This window comes from Streptomyces sp. NPDC093071, from assembly GCF_044754545.1.
Classification (GTDB): Bacteria; Actinomycetota; Actinomycetes; order Streptomycetales; family Streptomycetaceae; genus Streptomyces.
In genome coordinates this window covers 233,896-253,929 of sequence record NZ_JBIVPH010000006.1, presented here as the reverse complement: position 1 = coordinate 253,929, position 20,034 = coordinate 233,896, and the positions used below count along the sequence as shown (strand labels likewise).

Here is a 20,034-nt window from a genome sequence, read left to right as displayed (position 1 = left end):
GGCGCCCCACGCGCGAGCGGCGGCGGTCAGACCACGGCGAGGCGGTCCACCAGCAGCTCCGTCCGCCGCTCGGCGTCCTCGGGAGGCAGCCGTCCCGCCCGGGCCAGGGTCGCGAGGCCGTGCAGGGCCGCCCAGAACACCTCGGTGAACAGCCCCGGGTGGACACCCTCGCCCGCGACCTCGCCGAGGGGCTCCAGCAGGGCCGCGAAGGCGTCCTTCAGGGGCTCGGGGGTGCCCTCCTCCGCGAACGCCAGGCCGCCGTCGAGCCGGAACATGGCGTCGTAGACCGCCGGGTTCCGCTCGGCGAAGTCGAGGTAGGAGCGGGCGAGGGCGGCCACCCGGGCGCGCGGGCCGTCCGCGGCGGAGGTCGCGGCCCGCAGCGCCTCGGCCATCTCGGCGGCGCCCTCCAGGGCGACGGCGCCGATGATCTCGCGCTTGCCGCGGAAGTGGCTGTAGAGGACGGGCTGGCTGTACTCGATGCGCTCGGCGAGCCGCCGGGTGGTGACCGCGTCCCAGCCCTGCCGCTCGGCGAGTTCGCGGGCCGTCGCCACGATGAGCCGCTCGCGGTCCGCCCGTTCGCGCTCCTTGCGTTCCTGTACCGACATGAAGGAATCCTAGCACCGCTAGACAATCGAGCGGCAGTAGGTCTAGCGTTGCCTTACTGTCTAGCAACGCTAGAACCCGGGAGGGTCATCATGCTCACCGCACTCGAGGTCTTCACCACCGTGGTCGTCGGCGTGATGGTGGGGGTGGAGTTCTCCGTCGCCTTCGTCATGAACCCGATCTTCGGCGCACTCCCCGAGGACAGCGGTCAGCTCGCCCGCGCCCACGGGGGCCGGATGCTCGGCGCCGTGATGCCGTTCTGGTACATCGGCTCGCTCGTCCTCGCCGCGATCTGGGCCGTCGCCGGGCGGCACGACGGCGGCACCGCCCTCGTCGCCACCGCCGGCGGACTGCTGCTCGTCAGCGTGGCCATGTCGGTCCTGCTGCTCGTCCCGATCAACAACCGGGGCAAGACGTGGACCCCCGAGAACCGGCCCGCCGACTGGAAGGAGCAGATGAACCGCTGGGACTTCTTCCACTACATCCGCGTCGCCGTCATCATCGGCGCCTTCACCCTGCTGATCACCGCACTCGCCTGAGGGGCCGAGGGGTGTGGGGGGCCGGGGGGCGGGGGCGCCCCCCTTCAGGGCTCCCCCACCCCTCTTTGCATGACCATGCGAGATGATGCATACTCTTCCTATGTCCAAGGTCCTCACCTCCCTGCCCGCCGGCGAGCGCGTCGGCATCGCCTTCTCCGGCGGCCTCGACACCTCCGTCGCGGTCGCATGGATGCGCGACAAGGGCGCCATCCCCTGCACCTACACCGCCGACATCGGCCAGTACGACGAGCCCGACATCGCCTCGGTGCCCGGCCGCGCGCAGACCTACGGTGCCGAGATCGCGCGCCTGGTCGACTGCCGGGCGGCGCTGGTCGAGGAGGGCCTCGCCGCGCTCACCTGCGGCGCGTTCCACATCCGCTCGGGCGGCCGTGCCTACTTCAACACCACGCCCCTGGGCCGTGCCGTCACCGGCACCCTGCTCGTCCGGGCGATGCTGGAGGACGACGTCCAGATCTGGGGCGACGGCTCGACCTTCAAGGGCAACGACATCGAGCGGTTCTACCGCTACGGGCTGCTCGCCAACCCCCACCTGCGGATCTACAAGCCGTGGCTGGACACCGACTTCGTGACCGAGCTGGGCGGCCGCAAGGAGATGTCGGAGTGGCTCCTCGCCCACGACCTCCCCTACCGGGACAGCACGGAGAAGGCGTACTCCACCGACGCCAACATCTGGGGCGCCACCCACGAGGCCAAGACCCTGGAGCACCTGGACACCGGCGTCGAGACCGTGGAGCCCATCATGGGCGTCCGGTTCTGGGACCCGTCGGTCGAGATCGCCGCCGAGGACGTGACGATCGGCTTCGACCAGGGCCGCCCGGTCACCATCAACGGCAAGGAGTTCTCCTCCGCCGTCGACCTCGTCATGGAGGCCAACGCCATCGGCGGCCGCCACGGCATGGGCATGTCGGACCAGATCGAGAACCGGATCATCGAGGCCAAGAGCCGGGGCATCTACGAGGCCCCCGGCATGGCCCTGCTGCACGCCGCGTACGAGCGCCTGGTCAACGCGATCCACAACGAGGACACCCTCGCCCAGTACCACAACGAGGGCCGGCGGCTCGGCCGGCTCATGTACGAGGGCCGGTGGCTGGACCCGCAGGCGCTGATGGTCCGCGAGTCGCTCCAGCGTTGGGTCGGCGCGGCCGTCACCGGCGAGGTGACGCTGCGGCTGCGGCGCGGCGAGGACTACTCGATCCTCGACACCACGGGCCCGGCGTTCAGCTACCACCCGGACAAGCTGTCCATGGAGCGCACCGAGGACTCGGCCTTCGGTCCGGCGGACCGGATCGGCCAGCTCACCATGCGGAACCTCGACATCGCCGACTCCCGCGCCAAGCTGGAGCAGTACGCGGGCCTCGGTCTGATCGGCAGCGGCGGTCCGGCCATCGGCGCCGCGCAGGCCGCCGCGACCGGGCTGATCGGCACCATGCCGGAGGGCGGGGCCGAGGCCATCGCCTCGCGCGGCGAGGCCTCGGACGAGGACGAGCTGCTCGACCGGGCCGCGATGGAGTTCGGCACGGACTGACCGCGCGGGCCGTCGGGCGACGGCCCGTCAGTGGCGGAAGGCCGGTTCGGCACCTTGGGTGCCGGGCCGGCCTTTTCGCGGAGCGGACCGGGGCGGACCGGAGCGGACCGGGGCGGACCGGGGAGGCGTGCGGGCGGCGTGCGGGCGGCTTTTTCGCGGGCCGCGTGGGCCCGGTGCGGGCGGTTCTTTCGTGGGCGGGCCCCGTGGGCTCGACGCGGGCGGGCCCGTGGGATCGGTGTGAGCGGGCTCCGTCGGCTCGGCGCGGGCGGCGCGGCGGGTCAGTCCGTCGTTTCCTCCGGGCTCCGGCCGCCCCGCGTCGTGGCCGCGCGGGAGGCCAGTTCGTCGCGCATCCGGGTCAGCCGGGCGATCTCCTCGTCGAGGGCCTCGATCCGGCGGTTCACGACCGGGGAGGTCCGCGCGCAGACGCCCTCCGGGACCCGCCGGGAGCGGATCGCCTCCACGTCGAGGAGGGAGAGGCGGTCCACGCAGGCCCGGACGTCCTCGATCGTCAGGCCGAGGGCGAGGAGTTCGCGCACCACGCGCACGCGTGCCACGTCGTCCGGGCCGTACTCCCGCTGGCCGGCCGGGGTGCGGACGGGGGCCGGGAGGAGGCCCCGCTGCTCGTACAGGCGCAGGGCCCTGGGCGTGGTCCCCGCCGCTGCCGCCGCGTCGCCGATCCTCATGCCGACCGTCCCCGCCGTGGCCCCCGGCGGCCACCTCCGTCAGGGCAACTCGACCACGACCGCGCCGAGATGCCGTCCCGTCATCACCTCGTGCAACACGTCGGCGGCCCGTTCCATGCCCGCCGCCCTGACGTGCGGGAAGGTGATCTCGCCGGTACGGAGCCAGCCGCCGAAGCGCTCCCGCCACTCGGCGTCGGTCTCCGGGTGGTCGAGCGGGCTGAAGCCGCGCAGCGAGATCCGCTTGAGGACGAGCGCGTACGAATCAAGCTCCACGCGTGCGTCGGTGCCGGTTCCGGCGGGGTCGAGCTGGCCGGAGAGCGCGCCGACGACGACGGCACGGGCCCCGGGGCGGGCCGCGTCGACGGCCGCGCGCAGTTGCTCGCCGCCGACGTTGTCGAAGATCACGTCGACGCCGTCGGGCGCGGCCTCGGCGAGCTGCGCGGCGAAGGGCGCTCCGGCGTCCCGTACGACGGCCGCGTCGTAGCCGAGTCCGGTGACGAGCCGTTCGGCCTTGGCGGGCGAGCCGGTGCTGCCGACGACCCGGCCCGCGCCGAGGAGCCGGGCGATCTGCCCGGCCATGGTGCCGACGGCGCCCGCCCCGCCGGTCACGAGGACCGTGTCGCCGGGACGCACCTCCGCGCCCCGGGTGAGGGCCGCGTACGCCGTCCTGCCCTGGGAGAGGTGGGCGACCGGGTCGGGCAGCGCGTCCCCGAGGGGCGTGCAGGCGGCGACGGGGACGGCGGCGTACTCGCGCCAGCCCTGCCAGTGGAGGACCAGTTCCCCGGGGCGCGGGCCGCCGGGCGGGGCGGACACGACCTCGCCGACGGCCGCGCCGAACAGCGTGTCGCCCGGCTCGACGGACGGGAGGGGCGCGCCCTCGATCCGGCCGGAGATGAGGGTCCGCAGCGCGGCCTGGACCGCGAACCAGCGGTTCCTGACGAGGAGTTCGCCGGGGGCGGGCACGGGGCGCGCGGTCGTGACGAGTTCGAGGTGGTCGGGGGTCGGGAGGCCGTGGGCGGGGCGGGTGCGCAGCCGGATCTCGCGGTGGGTGGCCATGGCGTGCTCCAGGAGGAGGGACGGGCGGGTCGGCGGGACCGTAAACCCTGACCCGCGCGTCAGGGTCAAGCCCGCCCGTCCCGTGCCTGCCGGGTGTACGGGGCCATGGCGTCGGTGACACCGGCGTGGGGTCGAGCTGTTGGTGGGTGGTTTCCGACAGCGGTGTGGGGGCGGCGGTGATGGTGGTCGTGGTGGGCGGTTCCGGGCTGCGAGCGCAGCGAACCGGACCTTCGCCCGGTGCGGGAAGCCGATCTGCGGTGGCCGCCTTTCCCGTCATCCCGGCGGAAAGGGGCGCGTCGCGCGACACAGGCGAGTCCTCCCACCGCGATCGCCGGGAGGACTCGCTTCGCCGCTGAGCGCGTGTCGCCGTCGCTGTCACCGTCGCCGCTAATCGCCCGCCGCTAATCGCCTGCTTCCGGCCTGGCAGCGGATGCCGCCGCGACGGCCGTGGCCAGGGGAGCGCGGGCCGCGCGGCCGAGGAGGTCGGTGAGGTCGGGTGCGGTGCCGTCCAGGAAGCCGTGCCGGATGCCCGTGGCGATCGAGGCGAGCATCGGCGGCTGGAACGGCAGCAGCCCCGGCGTCTCGTGGAGGAGCCTGCGCCGGTACTCGCCCAGACCGATGGCGCGGTGCGCGACGCCGAGTTCATCGGCCACCTGTCCTGCCGTGATCGGCGTGCCGACGAGGTCGTAGACGCGCCCGCCATGGGGTGCGGGATCCGACGCCACCACCGCCGCGGCCTCGGCCAGGTCCGCTCGCGAGACCGCGGCCAAGGCGCCGTCCCCGAACGCGGACTCCACGTCGCCACCGGCCCACATCAGCAGGCCGCCGAAGAGTTCGGCGTACAGGCCGTTGCGCAGGATCGTCCACGGCAACCCGCTCGCCCGTACAAGGCGCTCGGTCGCGCGGTGGGCCAGAGCGAAACCGAGATGGTCGCCGGCGGTGGTCAGGCTCGTGTAGACGACGTGGCCGACGCCGTCGCGGACGGCGGCGTCCAGGGCCGCCGCGTGCCGGGCGACGACCCGGTCGTCCTCGGCGTAACCGGCGGAGACGAGCACCAGAGTCGACACACCGGCGAGGTCGAGGCTCGAAGGGTCGTCGAAGTCGAGGCGCCGCATCCCCTCGCCCGGCGTGCGGCTGCCGCCCGCCGCGACGGTACCGCGGGCGTGCAGCGCCGCGAGAGCGGCCGCGCCGAGGTTCCCGTTCGCTCCGGTCACTAAAATCATGATCGATCACCGTCTTCCGTAGTGGTTCTCATCGGTAACTACGCTTGATCCTCGACCTCACGCCCACCGGCCACAAGGAGGCAGTTCGATGTCACTCACGCACACCGGGGTAACCACCGCTCCCGCCGAAATCGACCCGTGCGGACGCGAACACCACCCCGACTGCGGCATCCGCGACGTCCTGGATCGCATCGGCGACAAGTGGTCGGTGCTCGTGATCGTCGAACTCACCGGCGGGCCACGTCGCTTCCGCGAACTCCAGCGCGCCATCGACGGCATCTCCCAGCGGATGCTCACCCTCACCGTGCGCAGGCTCGAACGCGACGGCCTCGTACTGCGCACCGTGTACCCGACCGTCCCGGCCCGGGTCGACTACCGCCTGACCGAGACCGGGGCCGGCCTGACCCACCTGGTCAAGGCACTCGCCGACTGGTCCCTCGCGCATCGTTCCGTGATCGCCGAGGCGCGGCACGTGTACGACCGGGCCCACCCCGACCACGACATCCGCTGACACGGGCGGCTGTCGCCGCGTGCCGGACGCCTGCCGCCACGGGGCGTCGACCACGTCACGACAAGCGACGGCCAGGACCCGTCCGCCCCTGATCCGCCGGATGGGATCTAGGAGCGGACCGCGCGCAGGACCACGAACTTCGGGTCGCTCGCGACCAGTTCGCTGTTGCCGAAGATCCGGCGGAGGGTGACGTGGTAGCCGAGGTGCCGGTTGCCGACGACCCACAGTTCGCCGCCGGGGCGCAGGGCGCGCCGGGCGTCGGCGAACATGCGGCGGGCGGTGCGGTCGGTGGTGGCCTGGTGGCTGTGGAACGGCGGGTTGTTGAGGACCAGGTCCACCGAGCCGGGGGCCAGGTCCGCGAGCCCGTCGCCGACGAGGAACCCGGCCGTGCGCCCGTCGCCCGCGTGGGCGCGGAAGTTCTCCTCGGCCGAGGCGACGGCCTGGTACGACTCGTCGGTGAAGACCAGCTCCGCGCCGGGTTCGGCGAGGGCGACCGCGAGGCCCACGACGCCGTTGCCGCAGCCGAGGTCGGCGACGCGGGCCCGGCCCAGGTCGCGGGGCAGGTGGGCGAGGAGGAAGCGGGTGCCGATGTCGAGGCGGTCGGCACAGAAGACGCCGGCGTGGTTGGTGACGGTCCGTCCGGGGAGGCCGGGCGCGGGGGTGTCGGCGGGGAGCGCGTACCGGTACGGCCAGGGGTTCGGGCCCGGGGCGGCGGCGGGGTCCGGCGTGGTGTGGATCAGCCGGGCCTTCTTCACCGCGAGGGAGGTGCGAGTGGGGCCGAGGATCCGCTCGAAGAGCTTCAGCGTGGAGGTGTGGATCTCCTTGACCATGCCGGTGCCGACGATCACGGTGCCCTCGTGGACGGCGGGGGCGAGGCGGTGCAGCTGGTCCTCCAGGAGCGCGAGGCTCTTGGGGACGCGGACGAGGAGCACGTCGATCCGCTCGGGCGGCGGGTCCTGGGTGGTGAGCAGCCGGACGGCGTCCGGGGCGGCGCCGGCGCGCGCGAGGTTGGTCCGGGTGGCCCGCCCGCCGAGGTACGAGTCGGTGATCTGGACGAGGGCGCCGGGGCCCGCCGCCTGGAGGGCGGTGACGAGGGCGCCCCAGCGGTCGCCGAGGACGGCGACGGTGCCGGAGAGGTCGGTGCCGGTCTCGGCCAGGTGCCCCAGGAGGTACTCGTCGGACGCGTCCCAGGCGCGCAGCGGGTCGCGCGGGTCCTCGGGGTGGCGGGTCAGCGCGAAGGCGCCCCATGACGTGCTCAAACGGTTCATCGTGGGTTCAGGCTAGCCGGTCGCGGGGCCGGGCCGCCCCGACCCCGGCCCGCCCCCGTCCCGTTCCCGGGGGCGCGGGCCGGTCAGCGCAGGGCCGCGCCGAGCTGGAGGTGCCAGAGGCCGGGGCGGCCGGTGAGGGTGACGGTGGAGAGGGGGCGGACGTCGACGTTCCAGTACGTGGTGGGGTGCGCCTTCAGGGCGTACACGAGGGCGGCCCGTACGACGGAGGGTTCGGCGACGGCGACGATGGCGCCGTCCTCGGCGGGGCGGGTGTCGAGCCAGCCGCCGATCCGGGCGATGAAGGCGAGGAGGGGTTCGCCGCCGTGCGGGGCGGTGCGGGCGTCGGTGAGCCAGGCGTCGACGGCGGCCGGTTCGAGGGCGGCGACCTCGGCGAGGGTCAGGCCGCGCCAGCGGCCCATGTCGCAGTCGCGCAGCGCGGGCTGGGCGAGGGGCGCGTAGCCGAGGGCGGTGCCGGTGGCGCGGCTGCGCGGGGTCGGGGAGCAGTAGCGCAGTTCGGCCGCGCCGAGCGGGATGAGCGCGGGCGCGGCCTGCTGCACCTCGTACCAGCCGGCCTCGTCGAGCGGCCGGTCGTCGTCGAACCGTTCGGCGAGCAGGGAGGAGCTGCGTGCCGCCGTGACGAGCGTCACCCTAAGACCCATGGCCGCGATCGTGAGGCCGGTGGCGCCGCTGGTCAAGGGGTCGTTTCGCGGGGGCGGAGGGGGTCCGGCTCACTGCCGCCCGAGAGCCATCCACTTGTCCGGATTTCGTAGTGGCGCGAAACCCACCTTCTCGTACACGCCGTGCGCGTCGGCGGTGGCGAGCATGATCCGGCTCAGCCCGTACGGCTCCAGGAGGTCCCGGACGGCGGTGACGAGCGCGGTGCCGAGGCCGGTGCCCCGGGCAGGGCGGTCGACGTAGACGTCGCAGAGCCAGGCGAAGGTGGCGTAGTCGGTGACGACGCGCGCGTAGGCGCCCATCTCGCCGGTCTCGCGGTGGTAGGCGCCGACGTTGAGCGAGCCCGCGATGGCTCGGTCCTGCTTCTCCCGAGGTCGGCCCGGGGCCCAGTAGGAGTCGGTGGAGATCCAGTGGTGGACGCGGGCGGCGTCGATCCGGGCGGGGTCGGCCGATATCTCGTACGCCCCGTGCATGACGGGGCCTTCCGGGACGGTGCTGTCGCTCATGGACGCAGGCTTTCAGGAGTACGGGGTGTTGTCAGGCGGATTTGCCGGGGACCGTTGCCGGGCCGGGGGCGGGCGGAGCGTCCGTACGGCCCGGCCCCGGATGCCGGCCGGTGAGCTCGTCCACCGCCGTCCGCAGGCGGCGCACGCCCTCCGCGATCTCCGTGGGGCCCGCGACACCCGCGAAACTCAGCCGGATGTGGCCGGCGGGGGGTTCGGCGCAGAAATAGGGGCGGCCGGGGGCCACGGCGACCCCGGCGCGCAGGGCGGTGGCGTGGAGGGAGGTCTCGGACAGGGCGTCGGGGAGGCGCGGCCAGAGGTGGTAGCCGCCGGAGGGGACGTGGGACAGGGCGAGTTCGGGAAGGTGGCGGGCGAGGGCGCCGGTCATGGCGTCCCGGCGGGCCCTGAGCTCCTGCGAGACGGCGCGGAGGTGGCGGGGCCAGGCCGGGGAGCCGACGAGTTCGAGCGCGGCCTCCTGGAGGGGGCGGGGGACGAAGAAGCTGTCCACGACCTGGATGGCGCGCAGCCGTTCCAGGACGGGGCCGCGGGCGGCGAGGGCGCCGACGCGGAGGCTGGCCGAGGTGGGTTTGGTGAGGGAGCGGACGTGGACGACGACGCCGTCCGGGTCCTCGGCGGCGAGGGGCGCGGGGAGCGGCGGGGCGTCCTCGTGCACGAGGCGGCGGGCGAAGTCGTCCTCGATGACGAAGGCCCCGGCGGCACGGGCGATCCGGACGACCTCCCGGCGCCGCTCCGGCCCGAGGACGGCGCCCGTCGGGTTCTGGAAGAGCGGCTGGCAGACGAGGACGCGGGCCCCGGTGGCGCGGAAGGCGGCTTCGAGGAGTTCGGGGCGGACTCCCCCGGCGTCGACGGGCACGGGGACGGGGCGGAGGCCCGCGGCGCGGGCGACGGCGAGCATCCCCGGGTAGGTGGGCGACTCGACGAGGACGGGGGTGCCCGGCGGGGCGAGGGCGCGCAGGGCGGTGGTGATCGCGGACTGGCCCCCGGCGGTGATGAGGATCTCGGCCGCCGTGACGCTGCCGCCGATCTCGCGGGCGAACCATTCGCGCAGCTCGGGCAGGCCGTCGATGGGCGGCCTGCCCCAGGCGCCGGGGCGGCGGCCGGCCCGGGCGAGGGCGGCGGCGAGGGCCCGCTCGGGCTGGAGGGAGGGGTGGAGGTAGCCGCCGTTGAACTCGATCGTGCCGGGCGGCGGCGCGGCGAGCGTGACGAGGACGCCGGAGGCGTCGACGGCCCGGGGCACGAGTTCGGTGGCGGTGTCGGCGCTGAGGGCGACCTCCTGCCAGGAGGTGTCGCCGGTGACCGGGGCGGGGGTACGGGGCTCCGCACGGAAGGCGCCGGCGCCGGGGCGGGTGACGACGAGCCCTTCGGCGGCGAGCTGCGCGAGGGCGCGGGTGACGGTGACCGGGGAGACGCGGTGGCGCTCGACGAGGGCCCGGCTCGACGGAAGCTTTCCGCCGGGAGAGTAGCGGTCAAGCTCTACCCTCAGGGATTTCACCAGTTCCGCGACACTGCTACGCTCATGCATGAGGACACACGATAGCGCTACTACTCCTAATGCGATAGCGGTCACCGGCTCGGAGGGCGGCACCGCTGGGGCATCGGCCCCCTCGGCCCCGGGGGTTGCCGGGGCGCCGGGTGTCTCGGCCTTGGGGGCCGGTGGAGCCACGGGGCCCTCGGTCTCCGGGGCCGCCGGAACCACCGGGTCCTCGCTTCCCGGGGCCGCCGGAGCGTCGACCCCTTCAGTTCCCGGAGCCATCGGAGCGTCGACCCCTTCGATTCCCGGAGCCATCGGAGCGTCGACCCCTTCGTTTCCGGGAGCCGCCGGAGCCACGGCTCCCCCAGCTCCCGGCTCCGCCGGAGCCCCCGGAGCCCCGGACGGTTGCCGGGCCGCAGGCTCTACGCCCGTTCACCCGGCCCCCGGCCCTACGGGAGCCGTGACCGTCCGCCGGGACCCCGGAGCCACTGGAGCCGCCGGAGCCACGGGAGCCGTGACCGGCCGCCGAGCCCCCGCCGACACCGGCACCGGCACCGGCACCGGCACCACGGCTGCCCGCCGGACCCCCGGCACTCCCGGCGCCCCCGACACCGCCGACACCCCCGACACCGCGAGCACCCACCGGCCCCCCGCTCCCGACTCCCGCGCCCGTGGCACCCTGCTCGCCGGCCTCGGCGTCGTCGCGTTCTCGCTCACCTTCCCGTCGACCGTCTGGGGGCTGGAGAGCTTCGGCCCCTGGTCGCTGGTGGCCGTGCGCTCCACCCTCGCCGCGCTCGTCGCCGGCGTCTTCCTGCTCGCCGGCCGGGTGCCGCTGCCGGAGCGGCGCCACTGGGCGGGGCTCGCGGTGGTCGCCGGCGGGGTCGTCATCGGCTTCCCGCTCCTGACCAGCCTGGCGCTCCAGACCTCCACCACCTCCCACGCCGCCGTGGTGGTGGGCCTGCTGCCGCTGACCACGGCCGCCTTCGCCGCCCTGCGGACGGGCCGGCGCCCCTCCCGCACCTTCTGGATCGCGGCCGTCTCCGGCGCCGTGGTGGTGCTCGGCTTCACGCTCGCGGAGAGCGGCGGGGCGCTCTCCACCGGCGACCTGTACCTCTTCGGGGCGCTGCTCGTGTGCGCGGCCGGCTACACCGAGGGCGGCCGGCTGGCCGGGCTGATGCCGGGCTGGCAGGTCATCGGCTGGGCCCTGATCCTCTGCCTGCCGCTGATGCTGGTCGCCTCGGCCGTCACCCTGTCCCTGGAGCCGGTCCATCTCACCGCCCACGGCGTCGTCGGACTGGTGTGGGTCGCCGCCGGTTCGACCTTCTTCGGCCTGTACGTCTGGTACCGGGGCATGGCCGCGATCGGCATCCCGAAGGCCAGCCAGCTCCAGCTCGCCCAGCCGCTCCTCACCCTCGTCTGGTCGGTCACCCTCCTCGGCGAGACCCTGTCGCCGGCCGCCCCCGTCGCGGCGGTCGCGGTCCTGGTCTGCATCGCGGTCACCCAGCGCTCGAAGTCGTGACCCGCCCCCCGGCGACCGGGCGGGTCCGGTGCGACGGAAGCGGACGAAAAGGGTCACAATGACAAGCAGAGGCTCCGAAGAGCGAAGGACCGGCACGGGCCGGATCGCGAGGAGGTCACCCCGATGCAGGCGAGCGTGGGCGACAAACTGCTGGTGCACGGACGGACCGTCGGCCACCACGACCGTACGGCCGAGGTCCTTCAGGTACTGGGGGAGAACGGCACTCCCCCGTACCGCGTGAAGTTCGACGACGACGGACACGAGGCCCTGATGTCACCGGGCCCCGACACCGTCGTGCGTCACCACCCGGAGGCGGGAACCGGCTGAGGAACGGAGACCGGCCGAGGAGCTGGGACCAGCTGAAGAACGGGAACCGGCCGAAGAACGAGGACCGGCCGAGGGGCCGTCACCCCGGCGGGCGGATCCTGGTCGGATAGTGGTCGGTCACCACCCTGGCCATCGCCCCGATCCGGTCCCGCGCGACCTCCTTCGCCGAGAAGAAGCAGTGCCCGCCGACCCCGGCGTACCCCTTGGCGAGTTCCAGGTGGCGCGAGAGCTCCCCCGGGTCCTGCCAGGCGGCCGGCTGGGCGGGGTCGCCCGCCTTGTGGAGCGCCTCGCCGACGTAGAGGCCGACGCCGGTCCCCCGTACCGTCTCGTCCCACCAGGGCAGCAGCTCGGCGTAGTCGGCCGCGGGCAGGCCGATGTTCCAGTACAGCTGCGGCACGATGTGGTCGAGCCAGCCCTCCCGCACCCACTTCCGGGTGTCGGCGTACAGGTCGTCGTAGGTCTGGACGCCGGCGGTGGTGTTTGAGCCCTCCGGGTCGGTGGCGGCGTTCCGCCAGACCCCGAAGGGACTCACCCCGAAGGCCACTCCCGGTGTGACGGCCTTGATCCGGGCGGACATCTCGGAGACCAGCAGATCGGTGTTGTGCCGCCGCCAGGACGCCTTGTCGGGGAAGTCGCCGCCGTGGCGCGCGTACGTCCCGTCGTCGGCGAAGGCCTGCCCGGCGACCGGGTACGGATAGAAGTAGTCGTCCCAGTGCACGGCGTCGACGTCGTAGCGGCGCACCGCGTCCAGCATGGCGTCCTGGACGAAGCGCCGGACCTCGGGAAGGCCGGGGTCGTAGTACAGCTTCCCGCCGTAGGGCAGCACCCACTCCGGGTGGCGCCGCGCCGGGTGGGAGGCGACCAGCCGGGCCGGGTCGGTGTGGTTGGCCACCCGGTACGGGTTGAACCAGGCGTGCAGCTGGAGGTCCCGCGCGTGGGCCTCGGCGACGGCCGTGCCCAGCGGGTCCCAGCCGGGGTCGCGGCCCTGGACGCCGGTCAGGCACTCGGCCCACGGCTCGTACGGCGAGGGCCACAGGGCGTCGGCGGTCGGCCGGACCTGGAGGACCACGGCGTTGAGCCGCCGCTCGGCCGCCCTGTCGAGGTGGACGAGGAGCTCGGAGCGCTGCTGCCCGGCGGTCAGGCCGGGCTTGGAGGGCCAGTCGATGTTGTTGACCGTCGCCACCCACACGCCGCGGAACTCCCGGCGGCGGTGGGGCCTCCCCCGCGCCCGGCTCCTCGCCTCGGGTGCCGCGCCAGCCTCCGCGCCCGCCTCCGCGACCCCCCGGACCGCACCGGCCGCCGTCGCCGTCCCTGTCGTTCCCGTCACGGCGAGCGCCGTCCCGGTGGCGCCGGCCACGAACCCTCTTCTCCCGATAGGCCGCACTTGTACCCCTCCTCTGTCGGATACGTCACACTCACGGGGAGATCCTGCCCACGTCCCGGACGATCGATCATCGGTTAATGAGCGGTAACGTCGGAGGATCGAGGCGGACGCACCGGAATCACACGGGCCCGCCGCCGGCAGAAGAGCGAAAGGCACGAGGTGACGGACTCCATGGCCGACATTGAGCGCGTCGGAGTGGTGGGCTGCGGCCAGATGGGCGCGGGCATCGCGGAGGTGTGTGCCCGGAGCGGGCTCGAGGTGAAGGTGGCCGAGACCACCGGCGAGGCGCTGGAGATCGGCCGGACGCGGCTCTACAACTCGCTGGCGAAGGCCGCCGAGCGCGGCAAGATCAGCGAGGAGGAGCGGGACGCGACGCTCGCGCGCCTCAGCTTCACCACCGACCTGGGCGAGTTCGCCGACCGCGACCTCGTCATCGAGGCCGTGGTGGAGAACGAGCAGGTCAAGACCGAGATCTTCCAGGTCCTCGACCAGGTGATGACCCGGCCGGACGCCATCCTGGCCTCGAACACCTCCTCCATCCCGCTGGTGAAGCTGGCCGTGGCGACCTCCCGCCCCGACCAGGTCGTCGGCATCCACTTCTTCAACCCGGCCCCGGTGCAGAAGCTCGTCGAGCTGATCCCGGCCCTCACCACCTCCGAGGGCACGCTCAGCCGGGCGCAGGCCTTCGCCGAGAAGACGCTCGGCAAGCACGCGATCCGCGCCCAGGACCGCTCCGGCTTCGTGGTGAACGCGCTGCTCGTGCCGTACCTGCTCTCCGCGATCCGGATGTTCGAGTCGGGCATCGCGAGCCGCGAGGACATCGACAACGGCATGGAGTTCGGCTGCGCCCACCCGATGGGCCCGCTGAAGCTCTCCGACCTGATCGGCCTGGACACGATCGCCTCGATCGCCGACTCGATGTACTCGGAGTTCAAGGAGCCGCTGTACGCCGCTCCCCCGCTGCTCCAGCGCATGGTGGACGCGGGCCGGCTCGGCCGGAAGACGGGCTGGGGCTTCTACCCGTACTCCTGACGCGTCCCTCCGCTCCCGGCGGCTTTCCGCCGGGGCCTCACGACCACTCTCCGCACCACCCGGACGGCCCGTACTCCCGCACAGGTACGGGCCGTCCGGCCTTTCCCGGCCCCGGCTCAGCCGAGGCGCAGATGGTGGAGCATCAGCAGCCCGGCGGCCATGTTGGCGGCCGGGACCTCGCCCCGGGCGATCATGTCGGGGACCTGTTTCAGCGGGACCCAGGCCCGCCGCGAGGACTCGAACGCGTCCTCGGGCGGACCGGTGTACGTGGCCCGCTCCGCCCAGTAGAGGTGGTGGCGGGCGTCGGTGAGGCCGTTGGAGGGCTCGACGGTGAGGAGGTGGCGCAGCGGCCCCGGCCGCCAGCCGGTCTCCTCCTCCATCTCGCGGGCGGCGGCGGACTCGACGTCCTCGCCGTCCTCGACCACGCCGGCGGCCAGTTCCCAGCCCCAGCTGTCGGTGATGAAGCGGTGGCGCCAGAGCATCAGGACTTCGTCGGCCTCGTTGACGGCGGTCGCGACGGCGACCGGACGGAGCCGGATCAGATAGTGGTCCAGGTGGCGGCCGTCCGGGAGTTCGACGTCCGCGAGGTTCACTCGGAACCAACGGTTCTCATAGACGGAGCGTTCGCTCCGTTTCGTCCACTGCACGTTCTTGCCACCTTCCGACTGGTCGGAGCTTGTTCGGTGGCAATATCGCAGCAGTTGGAGACCGAAAGGGGATCAGGAGGGATCAGGAGGGATCGGAGAAGGCCGAAAGGGATCGGGCGAGGGGCAGCGGGCAGGGGCGGCGTCAGAGGGGAACGCGCAGCGCCCCGTCGATGAGGGCCGCCGCCTCCCGCGCGTCCTGCGCACCGCTCGCCAGCAGGTGCTCCCGCACCTCCCGCAGCCGGTCCCGCAGCCTGCGCGACTCCATCCCGCGCGCCAGCTCCGTCATCTCCACGGCCGTGTGCGCCGCCCCGTCGGCCTCCCCCCGCCGCAGCTGGACCTGGCACAGCATGGCGAGCCGGTGCACCCGCCCCCGGTCGTGCGAGGGGGCGCCGACCGCCACCGTGGCGTGCTCGTGGGCCGCCGGAAGGTCGCCCAGACCGAGGAGGGCCTCCGCGATCTGCACGTTGACGAGCCCCGGCTGCACATAGCCCGTCTCGGCGGGCTCGTCGCCCGGACTGATCCGCTCCGCCGCCGCCTCGGCCCGCCGGATGCAGGCGAGGGCGGTCGCGCCGTCGCCCAGGTGCGCGTACGCCTTCGCCTGCATCGCCGTCAGGTCGGCGGCGAGCGCCGGGGTGATCCCCGGCCCCGCCGCCCGCAGCGCCGCCTCCGCGAACGCCACCGCCTGCCGGTACTCCCCCGTGAACAGCGACTGGTTGACGAGGAGCGCGATCACGTACGCGCCGAGCCCCCGGTCCCCGCTCGCCTTCGCGAGCCGCAGCGCCTGGTGGAAGTAGCGCTGGGCCAGGCCGTGCGCGTCGGCGTCGTAGGCACAGATCCCGGCCACCGCCACCAGGCCGCCGGCGGCGCGGTGCAGCCGCCGTCCGAGGGCGTCGCTGTACGTGCCCCGGAGCAGCGGCGCCGTCTCGGCGGTGAGGAAGCCGACGATCCGGGCCCGGGTCGCGACGCCGCCGGCCTTGCGGTACATCTGCTCGTAGTGGGACCGGGCGGCGACCAGGACGGCGATGTCGGCCGCCGAGACGGCGGTCCTGCCGGTACGGGAGACGTCCACGTCCTCCGGCGGGTTCTCCCACTCCCACACGGGCATCACGGCGGGGGTGCCGGTCAGGGCGGGTGCGGAGACGATGTGCGGCCGCTGCTGCTCGTCGGAGCGCCAGAGGGCGGCCGCCCGCTCCACGAAGCCGGAGAGCGGCGAACCGGTCGCCGGGGCCGGGCCGCCCGGGATTCCGAGGCCGATGTCGTCCAGGGTCACCTGCCGGTGCAGCCGGGCGGCGAGCACCTCGCAGATCAGGTCGGGCACCTGGCCGCGCGGCCGCTGGCCCTTCAACCAGCGGGCCACGGCGGTGTGTTCGTAGCGCAGGGCGAGTCCCCTGGCCCGGCCCGCCCGGTTCACCCGGGTGGCGAGGCCGGCGTGCGAGACGCCCGCTTCGTCGAGCAGGGCGTCGAGCAAGGTGTTGGGCTGCATGGCCACTCCGGTCCGCTCGGTGAACTCAGCGTAGCGGTGGCCGATTTCGTACGGGGCGAAGTGGCGCGAGTGGCCCCGTACGGGGGGAATCGCGTGCACGGGGTGTACGCGCGGAGGGGGTCGGGGGTCTCACCCGAAAGCTCCGACACGGTGTCCCGCACGAGAGGTCGGGCACGGGGATTTCGCACGGGGTGTGAACGAAGCACCCGTTCTCCCGGCCCGTGCGCTCTGCCGCGCCCGTCCCGCCCCCGGTTGACTGTGCTTCTCGCCGCAAGGCGACGACCGGGCCGCCGGCTCCCCCTCGTACAGTGCGGCCGCCCGGTCCGCGTCGCCCGCCCCGCTGATCTGCCCGACACTCCGTGGCGGGGCGGGCGGCGCCGGTCCCGTCCCCCTCCGCTCAACAGTGGGAGGAGGGGGCGGGCCGGGGGCGGCGCAGCCCGGGTTCGGCGGGCTGCGCCGGCACCCTGGCACGGTCGTTCCGTACGACGAGGAGCGCGACGTCGTCGGCGAGCCGGCCGCCCGTGTGGTGCAGCAGCTCCGCGTGGACCCGGCGGACGAGGGCGGCGGGCGCCTCGCCGGGCGGCCCGGCCAGGGCGGCGTCGAGGGCGAAGAACCGGCCCCGATGGTCCCGGGCCTCCTCCGCGCCGTCGGTGTGCAGGACGAGGGTCTCGCCGGGCAGCAGCCGGGCGGCGGTGTACGGCGCGAGGCCGGCGGGCAGCGGCAGCACGCCGAGCGGGGGCAGCGGGTCCCCGACGGGCAGCCGCTCCGCCTCCCGGCCGAGGCGGTACGGGCCGGGGTGACCGCAGTTGAACACGGAGAGCCGCCCGTCGGGCGCGACCTCCAGGAGCAGCAGGGTCACGAACTCCTCCGCCGCCGGGTGTTCGGGGTCCGTCCCGGCCCGCGCCGGGTGCTCGTCCCGGGCCCGCTCCCGCAGGTGCCGCTCCAGGGCCCGCTCCAACCGCCTGAGCACTCCGGCGAGTTCGGGCTCGTCGTGGGCGGCCTCGCGGAAGCTGCCGAGCACCGCGACCACGGCGCCGAGCGCGGCGAGCCCGTGGCCCCGGACGTCCCCGATGACGATCCGCACCCCGTAGGGGGTGGCCATCGCCTCGTACAGGTCCCCGCCGACGGACGCGCCCCGGGAGGCGGAGAGCTGCCCGGCGGCCAGGCTCAGTCCTTCGAGCCGGCCCGGCGGCGGCCGCAGGAGCACCCGCTGGGTGGCGGCCGCGACGGCCCGGGCCCGCGCCAGCTCCTGGGCGAGCCCGCGCCGGACGCCGAGGACGAGACCGATGCCGACGGAGAGGAAGACGACGCTGGTGGCGATCCGTATCGGCAGCCCCGGCTCCCTGGCCGGCGGGCAGGCGAACTTCCACGCCACGGCCACCGCGCCCCAGGCGGCGGGAAGAGCGAACGGGGCCAGCCGGCGGAGCCGGGAGCCATCGGAGTCCAACGACCTCGTACGGATCATGCACGACCCTTCCCGAGCCCCGACAGTGCCCGAAGGCCCTGCGACACGCAGGTCCGCCCCTGCGGCCGCGTCGATTCTCCCGACCGCGCCCACCCCCGCGGAACACCCCCGGACGATCTCACCCGAAGGAGTGACCACCCCCGGCGCGCCGCCCTCCGCCAGGGCCGCGCCATCGGCACGGACGCGCGATTCTCGTGAAGGTGTGCGCACTTCGGGGACGGTAGGCATCGCCGTACCCACCGCCCTGCGCGAGATCGCCGTACGAGATTCCCGTCAATCGATGAAGGGGGTTGCGATCCCCTCAGGAGGAGCACGAACGGCGGAAGATTTCCGGTGCGACACGAGCTGGGACGCGCCCGACGGCGCAGGGACTCACGGCGAGGCGGGGCACCGGAAGAAGGGGGTACCGCATCCGATCCCTGCCGACCGCACGTCAGGCACCGGCATGTTCCAGCAGGCAGACGTGTGCCGGTGGCGTCCCGGCGTCGAGACGGCTGTAGTCGAGGATCGCCGGGTAGGTCAGACGTGTTCCCGGATAAGAAGATATGCAGTCTTGGGGAGAGTCGTAGAAAACAACCGACTCGCCGTCCAGGTGCACGGCTTGTCCGTCGACGGCTCCCACGAGAGTGGCGCCGCACTGATAGCCAGGGGCATTCAGGAGAAGCGCGCCGTCGCGATCGGTTCCTTTTCCTTCGCCGGTCCAGGCGACACAGAACGCCGTACCGGGATCGCCGCCGGTTTCCGGCTGGGAAACGAGGTGCACGACCCGGGTGGAAGACCGCTCGCCGCACAGGGCGTTGATGTCGGAGACGTACCACGGCGCACCGTCCGTGCAGATGTCTTCCTTGGATTCACAGCTCGATTCGCCGTCCGGAAGCTTGTAGGTGACGGGTAGGCATGTGGCCGATGCCTTGGCACCGGGCAGAGCACCGGTCGGCGGCGACACCGAAACCGGGGCCGACCGGCCGCCGCTGTTCACCGTCGTGGGAGACGCCGGAGTAGTGGTCGGATGCTGTCCGCGCATCACGTAGGCGGCACCCAGCGTCACGGCGAATGCCATGAGGCCGACGGCGGCGAGGAACCCGGCGCGATGCCAGAGGGGGCGTCGTCGGGCGAGCGTCCATGCAGGGTCGTCCTGAGCGGGCATGTCCCAGTGGGCAGCCACGAGGTCCCCGACGACGGTGGGCGTGTCCGCGTTCAGGGGCAGGACACTGGTGGTCTGGGCGGCGAGCAGAGCGATGCACTTCTCCGCCAGAACGGCGGGGGTGGGTCGATCGCCGGGTTCTTTGGCCAGCGACGACGTCACCACCGCGAGCAGGTCGTCAGGCACGCCGGCGATATCGGGTTGGCCGGACATCACGCGGAAAGCCACCACGTCCGGGGCTCCGGTGCCGAACGGCAGGCGGCCTGTCGCGGCGTACGCGATCAGAGCTCCCCAGGCGAACACATCGCCGGCGGTGCCTGCCGTACCGGTTCGGTAGTACTCGGGGCTGATCCAGCCGGCGGTGCCCGTCATCACGCCCGTACGGGTCACAGAGGTGCCGTCGAGCACGTGGGCGATACCGAAATCGAGCACCCGCGGGCCGGACGGCGCCAGAATCACATTGGCCGGTTTGATGTCGCGGTGCACCACCCCTGCCTCGTGGATGGCCGCCAGTGCCGCCGCTGTGCCCGCCGCCAAGGCGTACAGCTGCGCCCCGGTCAGCGGACCGTCCGCAGCGACACGCTGACCGAGTGTGGGACCGGAGACGTACTCGGTGACCAGCCAGGGATGGCCGACGTCGGTGTCGGCGTCGAGCAACGCCACCAGACACGGACCGGAGACCCGCCGGGACAGCGCGACTTCTCGCTTGAACCGTGCGCGGAACTCGCCGTCGTCGGCCTGCGCCGGATGAATGAGCTTGAGCGCGACTCGGCGCCCTGCGGGGTCAAGAGCGGCATGGACGGTTCCCATTCCGCCCGCACCCAGGCGACCGATGATCCGATAAGGGCCTATGCGGCTGGGGTCACCGGGGCGGGCGGGCTGGACACGTGTGGGCAACGAACCTCCAAGAGCACCGATCGGGACGAGCAGCACC

Annotated in this window: 19 protein-coding genes; 6 read left to right on the top strand and 13 right to left on the bottom strand. The window is 73.7% G+C overall.

Features of this window, described 5'->3' with window-relative positions; genetic code table 11:
- Window positions 1-26: 26 nt before the first annotated feature.
- Window positions 27-605 carry a TetR/AcrR family transcriptional regulator gene (locus ACIQD7_RS23980; protein WP_402444091.1) on the bottom strand — a complete coding sequence of 193 codons (579 nt, stop codon included), beginning with the start codon at window positions 603-605 and terminating at the stop codon, window positions 27-29.
- A gap of 90 nt (window positions 606-695) precedes the next feature.
- Between ACIQD7_RS23980 and ACIQD7_RS23975 the strand changes: the two genes are divergently transcribed.
- Together ACIQD7_RS23975 and argG are read left to right on the top strand one after the other, a co-directional pair.
- Window positions 696-1,142, top strand: a complete 447-nt coding sequence (locus tag ACIQD7_RS23975; protein ID WP_402444089.1) for an anthrone oxygenase family protein — start codon at window positions 696-698, stop codon at window positions 1,140-1,142.
- A 100-nt stretch (window positions 1,143-1,242) separates the two neighbouring features.
- A complete protein-coding gene (gene argG, locus ACIQD7_RS23970; RefSeq protein WP_402444087.1) occupies window positions 1,243-2,688 on the top strand; it encodes an argininosuccinate synthase in 1,446 nt (481 codons plus the stop codon).
- 278 nt (window positions 2,689-2,966) lie between these two features.
- On the opposite strand, the gene ACIQD7_RS23965 is transcribed toward argG, so the two are convergent.
- The 3 genes from ACIQD7_RS23965 to ACIQD7_RS23955 all read right to left on the bottom strand — a co-directional run bounded on the left by ACIQD7_RS23965 (window position 2,967) and on the right by ACIQD7_RS23955 (window position 5,650).
- The gene (locus tag ACIQD7_RS23965) at window positions 2,967-3,371 is read right to left on the bottom strand and encodes a MerR family transcriptional regulator (RefSeq protein ID WP_402444085.1); all 405 of its coding nucleotides are present in this window, start codon (window positions 3,369-3,371) and stop codon (window positions 2,967-2,969) included.
- A 39-nt stretch (window positions 3,372-3,410) separates the two neighbouring features.
- A complete protein-coding gene (locus tag ACIQD7_RS23960) occupies window positions 3,411-4,427 on the bottom strand; it encodes an MDR family NADP-dependent oxidoreductase (RefSeq protein ID WP_402444084.1) in 1,017 nt (338 codons plus the stop codon).
- 401 nt (window positions 4,428-4,828) lie between these two features.
- Window positions 4,829-5,650 carry an NAD(P)H-binding protein gene (locus tag ACIQD7_RS23955; RefSeq protein ID WP_402444082.1) on the bottom strand — a complete coding sequence of 274 codons (822 nt, stop codon included), beginning with the start codon at window positions 5,648-5,650 and terminating at the stop codon, window positions 4,829-4,831.
- An 88-nt stretch (window positions 5,651-5,738) separates the two neighbouring features.
- Here ACIQD7_RS23955 and ACIQD7_RS23950 point away from each other — a divergent pair, with 88 nt between their 5' ends.
- Entirely contained in the window at window positions 5,739-6,161 is a 423-nt protein-coding gene (locus ACIQD7_RS23950; RefSeq protein WP_121829027.1) for a helix-turn-helix domain-containing protein, read from the top strand.
- A gap of 107 nt (window positions 6,162-6,268) precedes the next feature.
- On the opposite strand, the gene ACIQD7_RS23945 is transcribed toward ACIQD7_RS23950, so the two are convergent.
- The 4 genes from ACIQD7_RS23945 to ACIQD7_RS23930 all read right to left on the bottom strand — a co-directional run bounded on the left by ACIQD7_RS23945 (window position 6,269) and on the right by ACIQD7_RS23930 (window position 10,150).
- Entirely contained in the window at window positions 6,269-7,429 is a 1,161-nt protein-coding gene (locus tag ACIQD7_RS23945; RefSeq protein WP_402444080.1) for a methyltransferase, read from the bottom strand.
- An 83-nt stretch (window positions 7,430-7,512) separates the two neighbouring features.
- Window positions 7,513-8,088 (bottom strand): histidine phosphatase family protein, encoded by a 576-nt coding sequence (locus ACIQD7_RS23940; RefSeq protein ID WP_402444221.1) that lies wholly within the window; start codon window positions 8,086-8,088, stop codon window positions 7,513-7,515.
- A 69-nt stretch (window positions 8,089-8,157) separates the two neighbouring features.
- Window positions 8,158-8,610 carry a GNAT family N-acetyltransferase gene (locus ACIQD7_RS23935; RefSeq protein ID WP_121829029.1) on the bottom strand — a complete coding sequence of 151 codons (453 nt, stop codon included), beginning with the start codon at window positions 8,608-8,610 and terminating at the stop codon, window positions 8,158-8,160.
- 31 nt (window positions 8,611-8,641) lie between these two features.
- Entirely contained in the window at window positions 8,642-10,150 is a 1,509-nt protein-coding gene (locus tag ACIQD7_RS23930) for a PLP-dependent aminotransferase family protein (RefSeq protein ID WP_402444079.1), read from the bottom strand.
- 628 nt (window positions 10,151-10,778) lie between these two features.
- Between ACIQD7_RS23930 and ACIQD7_RS23925 the strand changes: the two genes are divergently transcribed.
- Window positions 10,779-11,618: a DMT family transporter gene (locus tag ACIQD7_RS23925; protein WP_402444219.1), complete on the top strand. Its 840-nt coding sequence runs from the start codon at window positions 10,779-10,781 to the stop codon at window positions 11,616-11,618.
- Window positions 11,619-11,741: 123 nt separating this feature from the next.
- A complete protein-coding gene (locus tag ACIQD7_RS23920) occupies window positions 11,742-11,945 on the top strand; it encodes a DUF1918 domain-containing protein (RefSeq protein WP_121829032.1) in 204 nt (67 codons plus the stop codon).
- A 79-nt stretch (window positions 11,946-12,024) separates the two neighbouring features.
- Here the strand turns inward: ACIQD7_RS23920 and ACIQD7_RS23915 are convergent, their stop codons facing one another.
- Window positions 12,025-13,302, bottom strand: coding sequence for a glycoside hydrolase family 10 protein (locus ACIQD7_RS23915; protein ID WP_402444076.1), 1,278 nt, complete (start codon window positions 13,300-13,302; stop codon window positions 12,025-12,027).
- Window positions 13,303-13,500: 198 nt separating this feature from the next.
- On the opposite strand from ACIQD7_RS23915, the gene ACIQD7_RS23910 reads away from it, so the two are divergent.
- Window positions 13,501-14,361 carry a 3-hydroxybutyryl-CoA dehydrogenase gene (locus tag ACIQD7_RS23910; RefSeq protein WP_121829046.1) on the top strand — a complete coding sequence of 287 codons (861 nt, stop codon included), beginning with the start codon at window positions 13,501-13,503 and terminating at the stop codon, window positions 14,359-14,361.
- Between the two features lie 116 nt (window positions 14,362-14,477).
- Here ACIQD7_RS23910 and ACIQD7_RS23905 read toward each other — a convergent pair whose 3' ends face one another.
- From ACIQD7_RS23905 to ACIQD7_RS23890, 4 genes are all read right to left on the bottom strand, one after another.
- Window positions 14,478-15,008, bottom strand: a complete 531-nt coding sequence (locus ACIQD7_RS23905; protein WP_205613797.1) for an NUDIX hydrolase — start codon at window positions 15,006-15,008, stop codon at window positions 14,478-14,480.
- A 142-nt stretch (window positions 15,009-15,150) separates the two neighbouring features.
- The gene (locus ACIQD7_RS23900; protein ID WP_402444217.1) at window positions 15,151-16,491 is read right to left on the bottom strand and encodes a transcriptional regulator; all 1,341 of its coding nucleotides are present in this window, start codon (window positions 16,489-16,491) and stop codon (window positions 15,151-15,153) included.
- Between the two features lie 397 nt (window positions 16,492-16,888).
- The gene (locus ACIQD7_RS23895; protein WP_402444074.1) at window positions 16,889-17,956 is read right to left on the bottom strand and encodes a PP2C family protein-serine/threonine phosphatase; all 1,068 of its coding nucleotides are present in this window, start codon (window positions 17,954-17,956) and stop codon (window positions 16,889-16,891) included.
- A 433-nt stretch (window positions 17,957-18,389) separates the two neighbouring features.
- Window positions 18,390-19,910, bottom strand: a complete 1,521-nt coding sequence (locus ACIQD7_RS23890) for a serine/threonine-protein kinase (protein WP_402444072.1) — start codon at window positions 19,908-19,910, stop codon at window positions 18,390-18,392.
- Window positions 19,911-20,034: the final 124 nt, after the last annotated feature.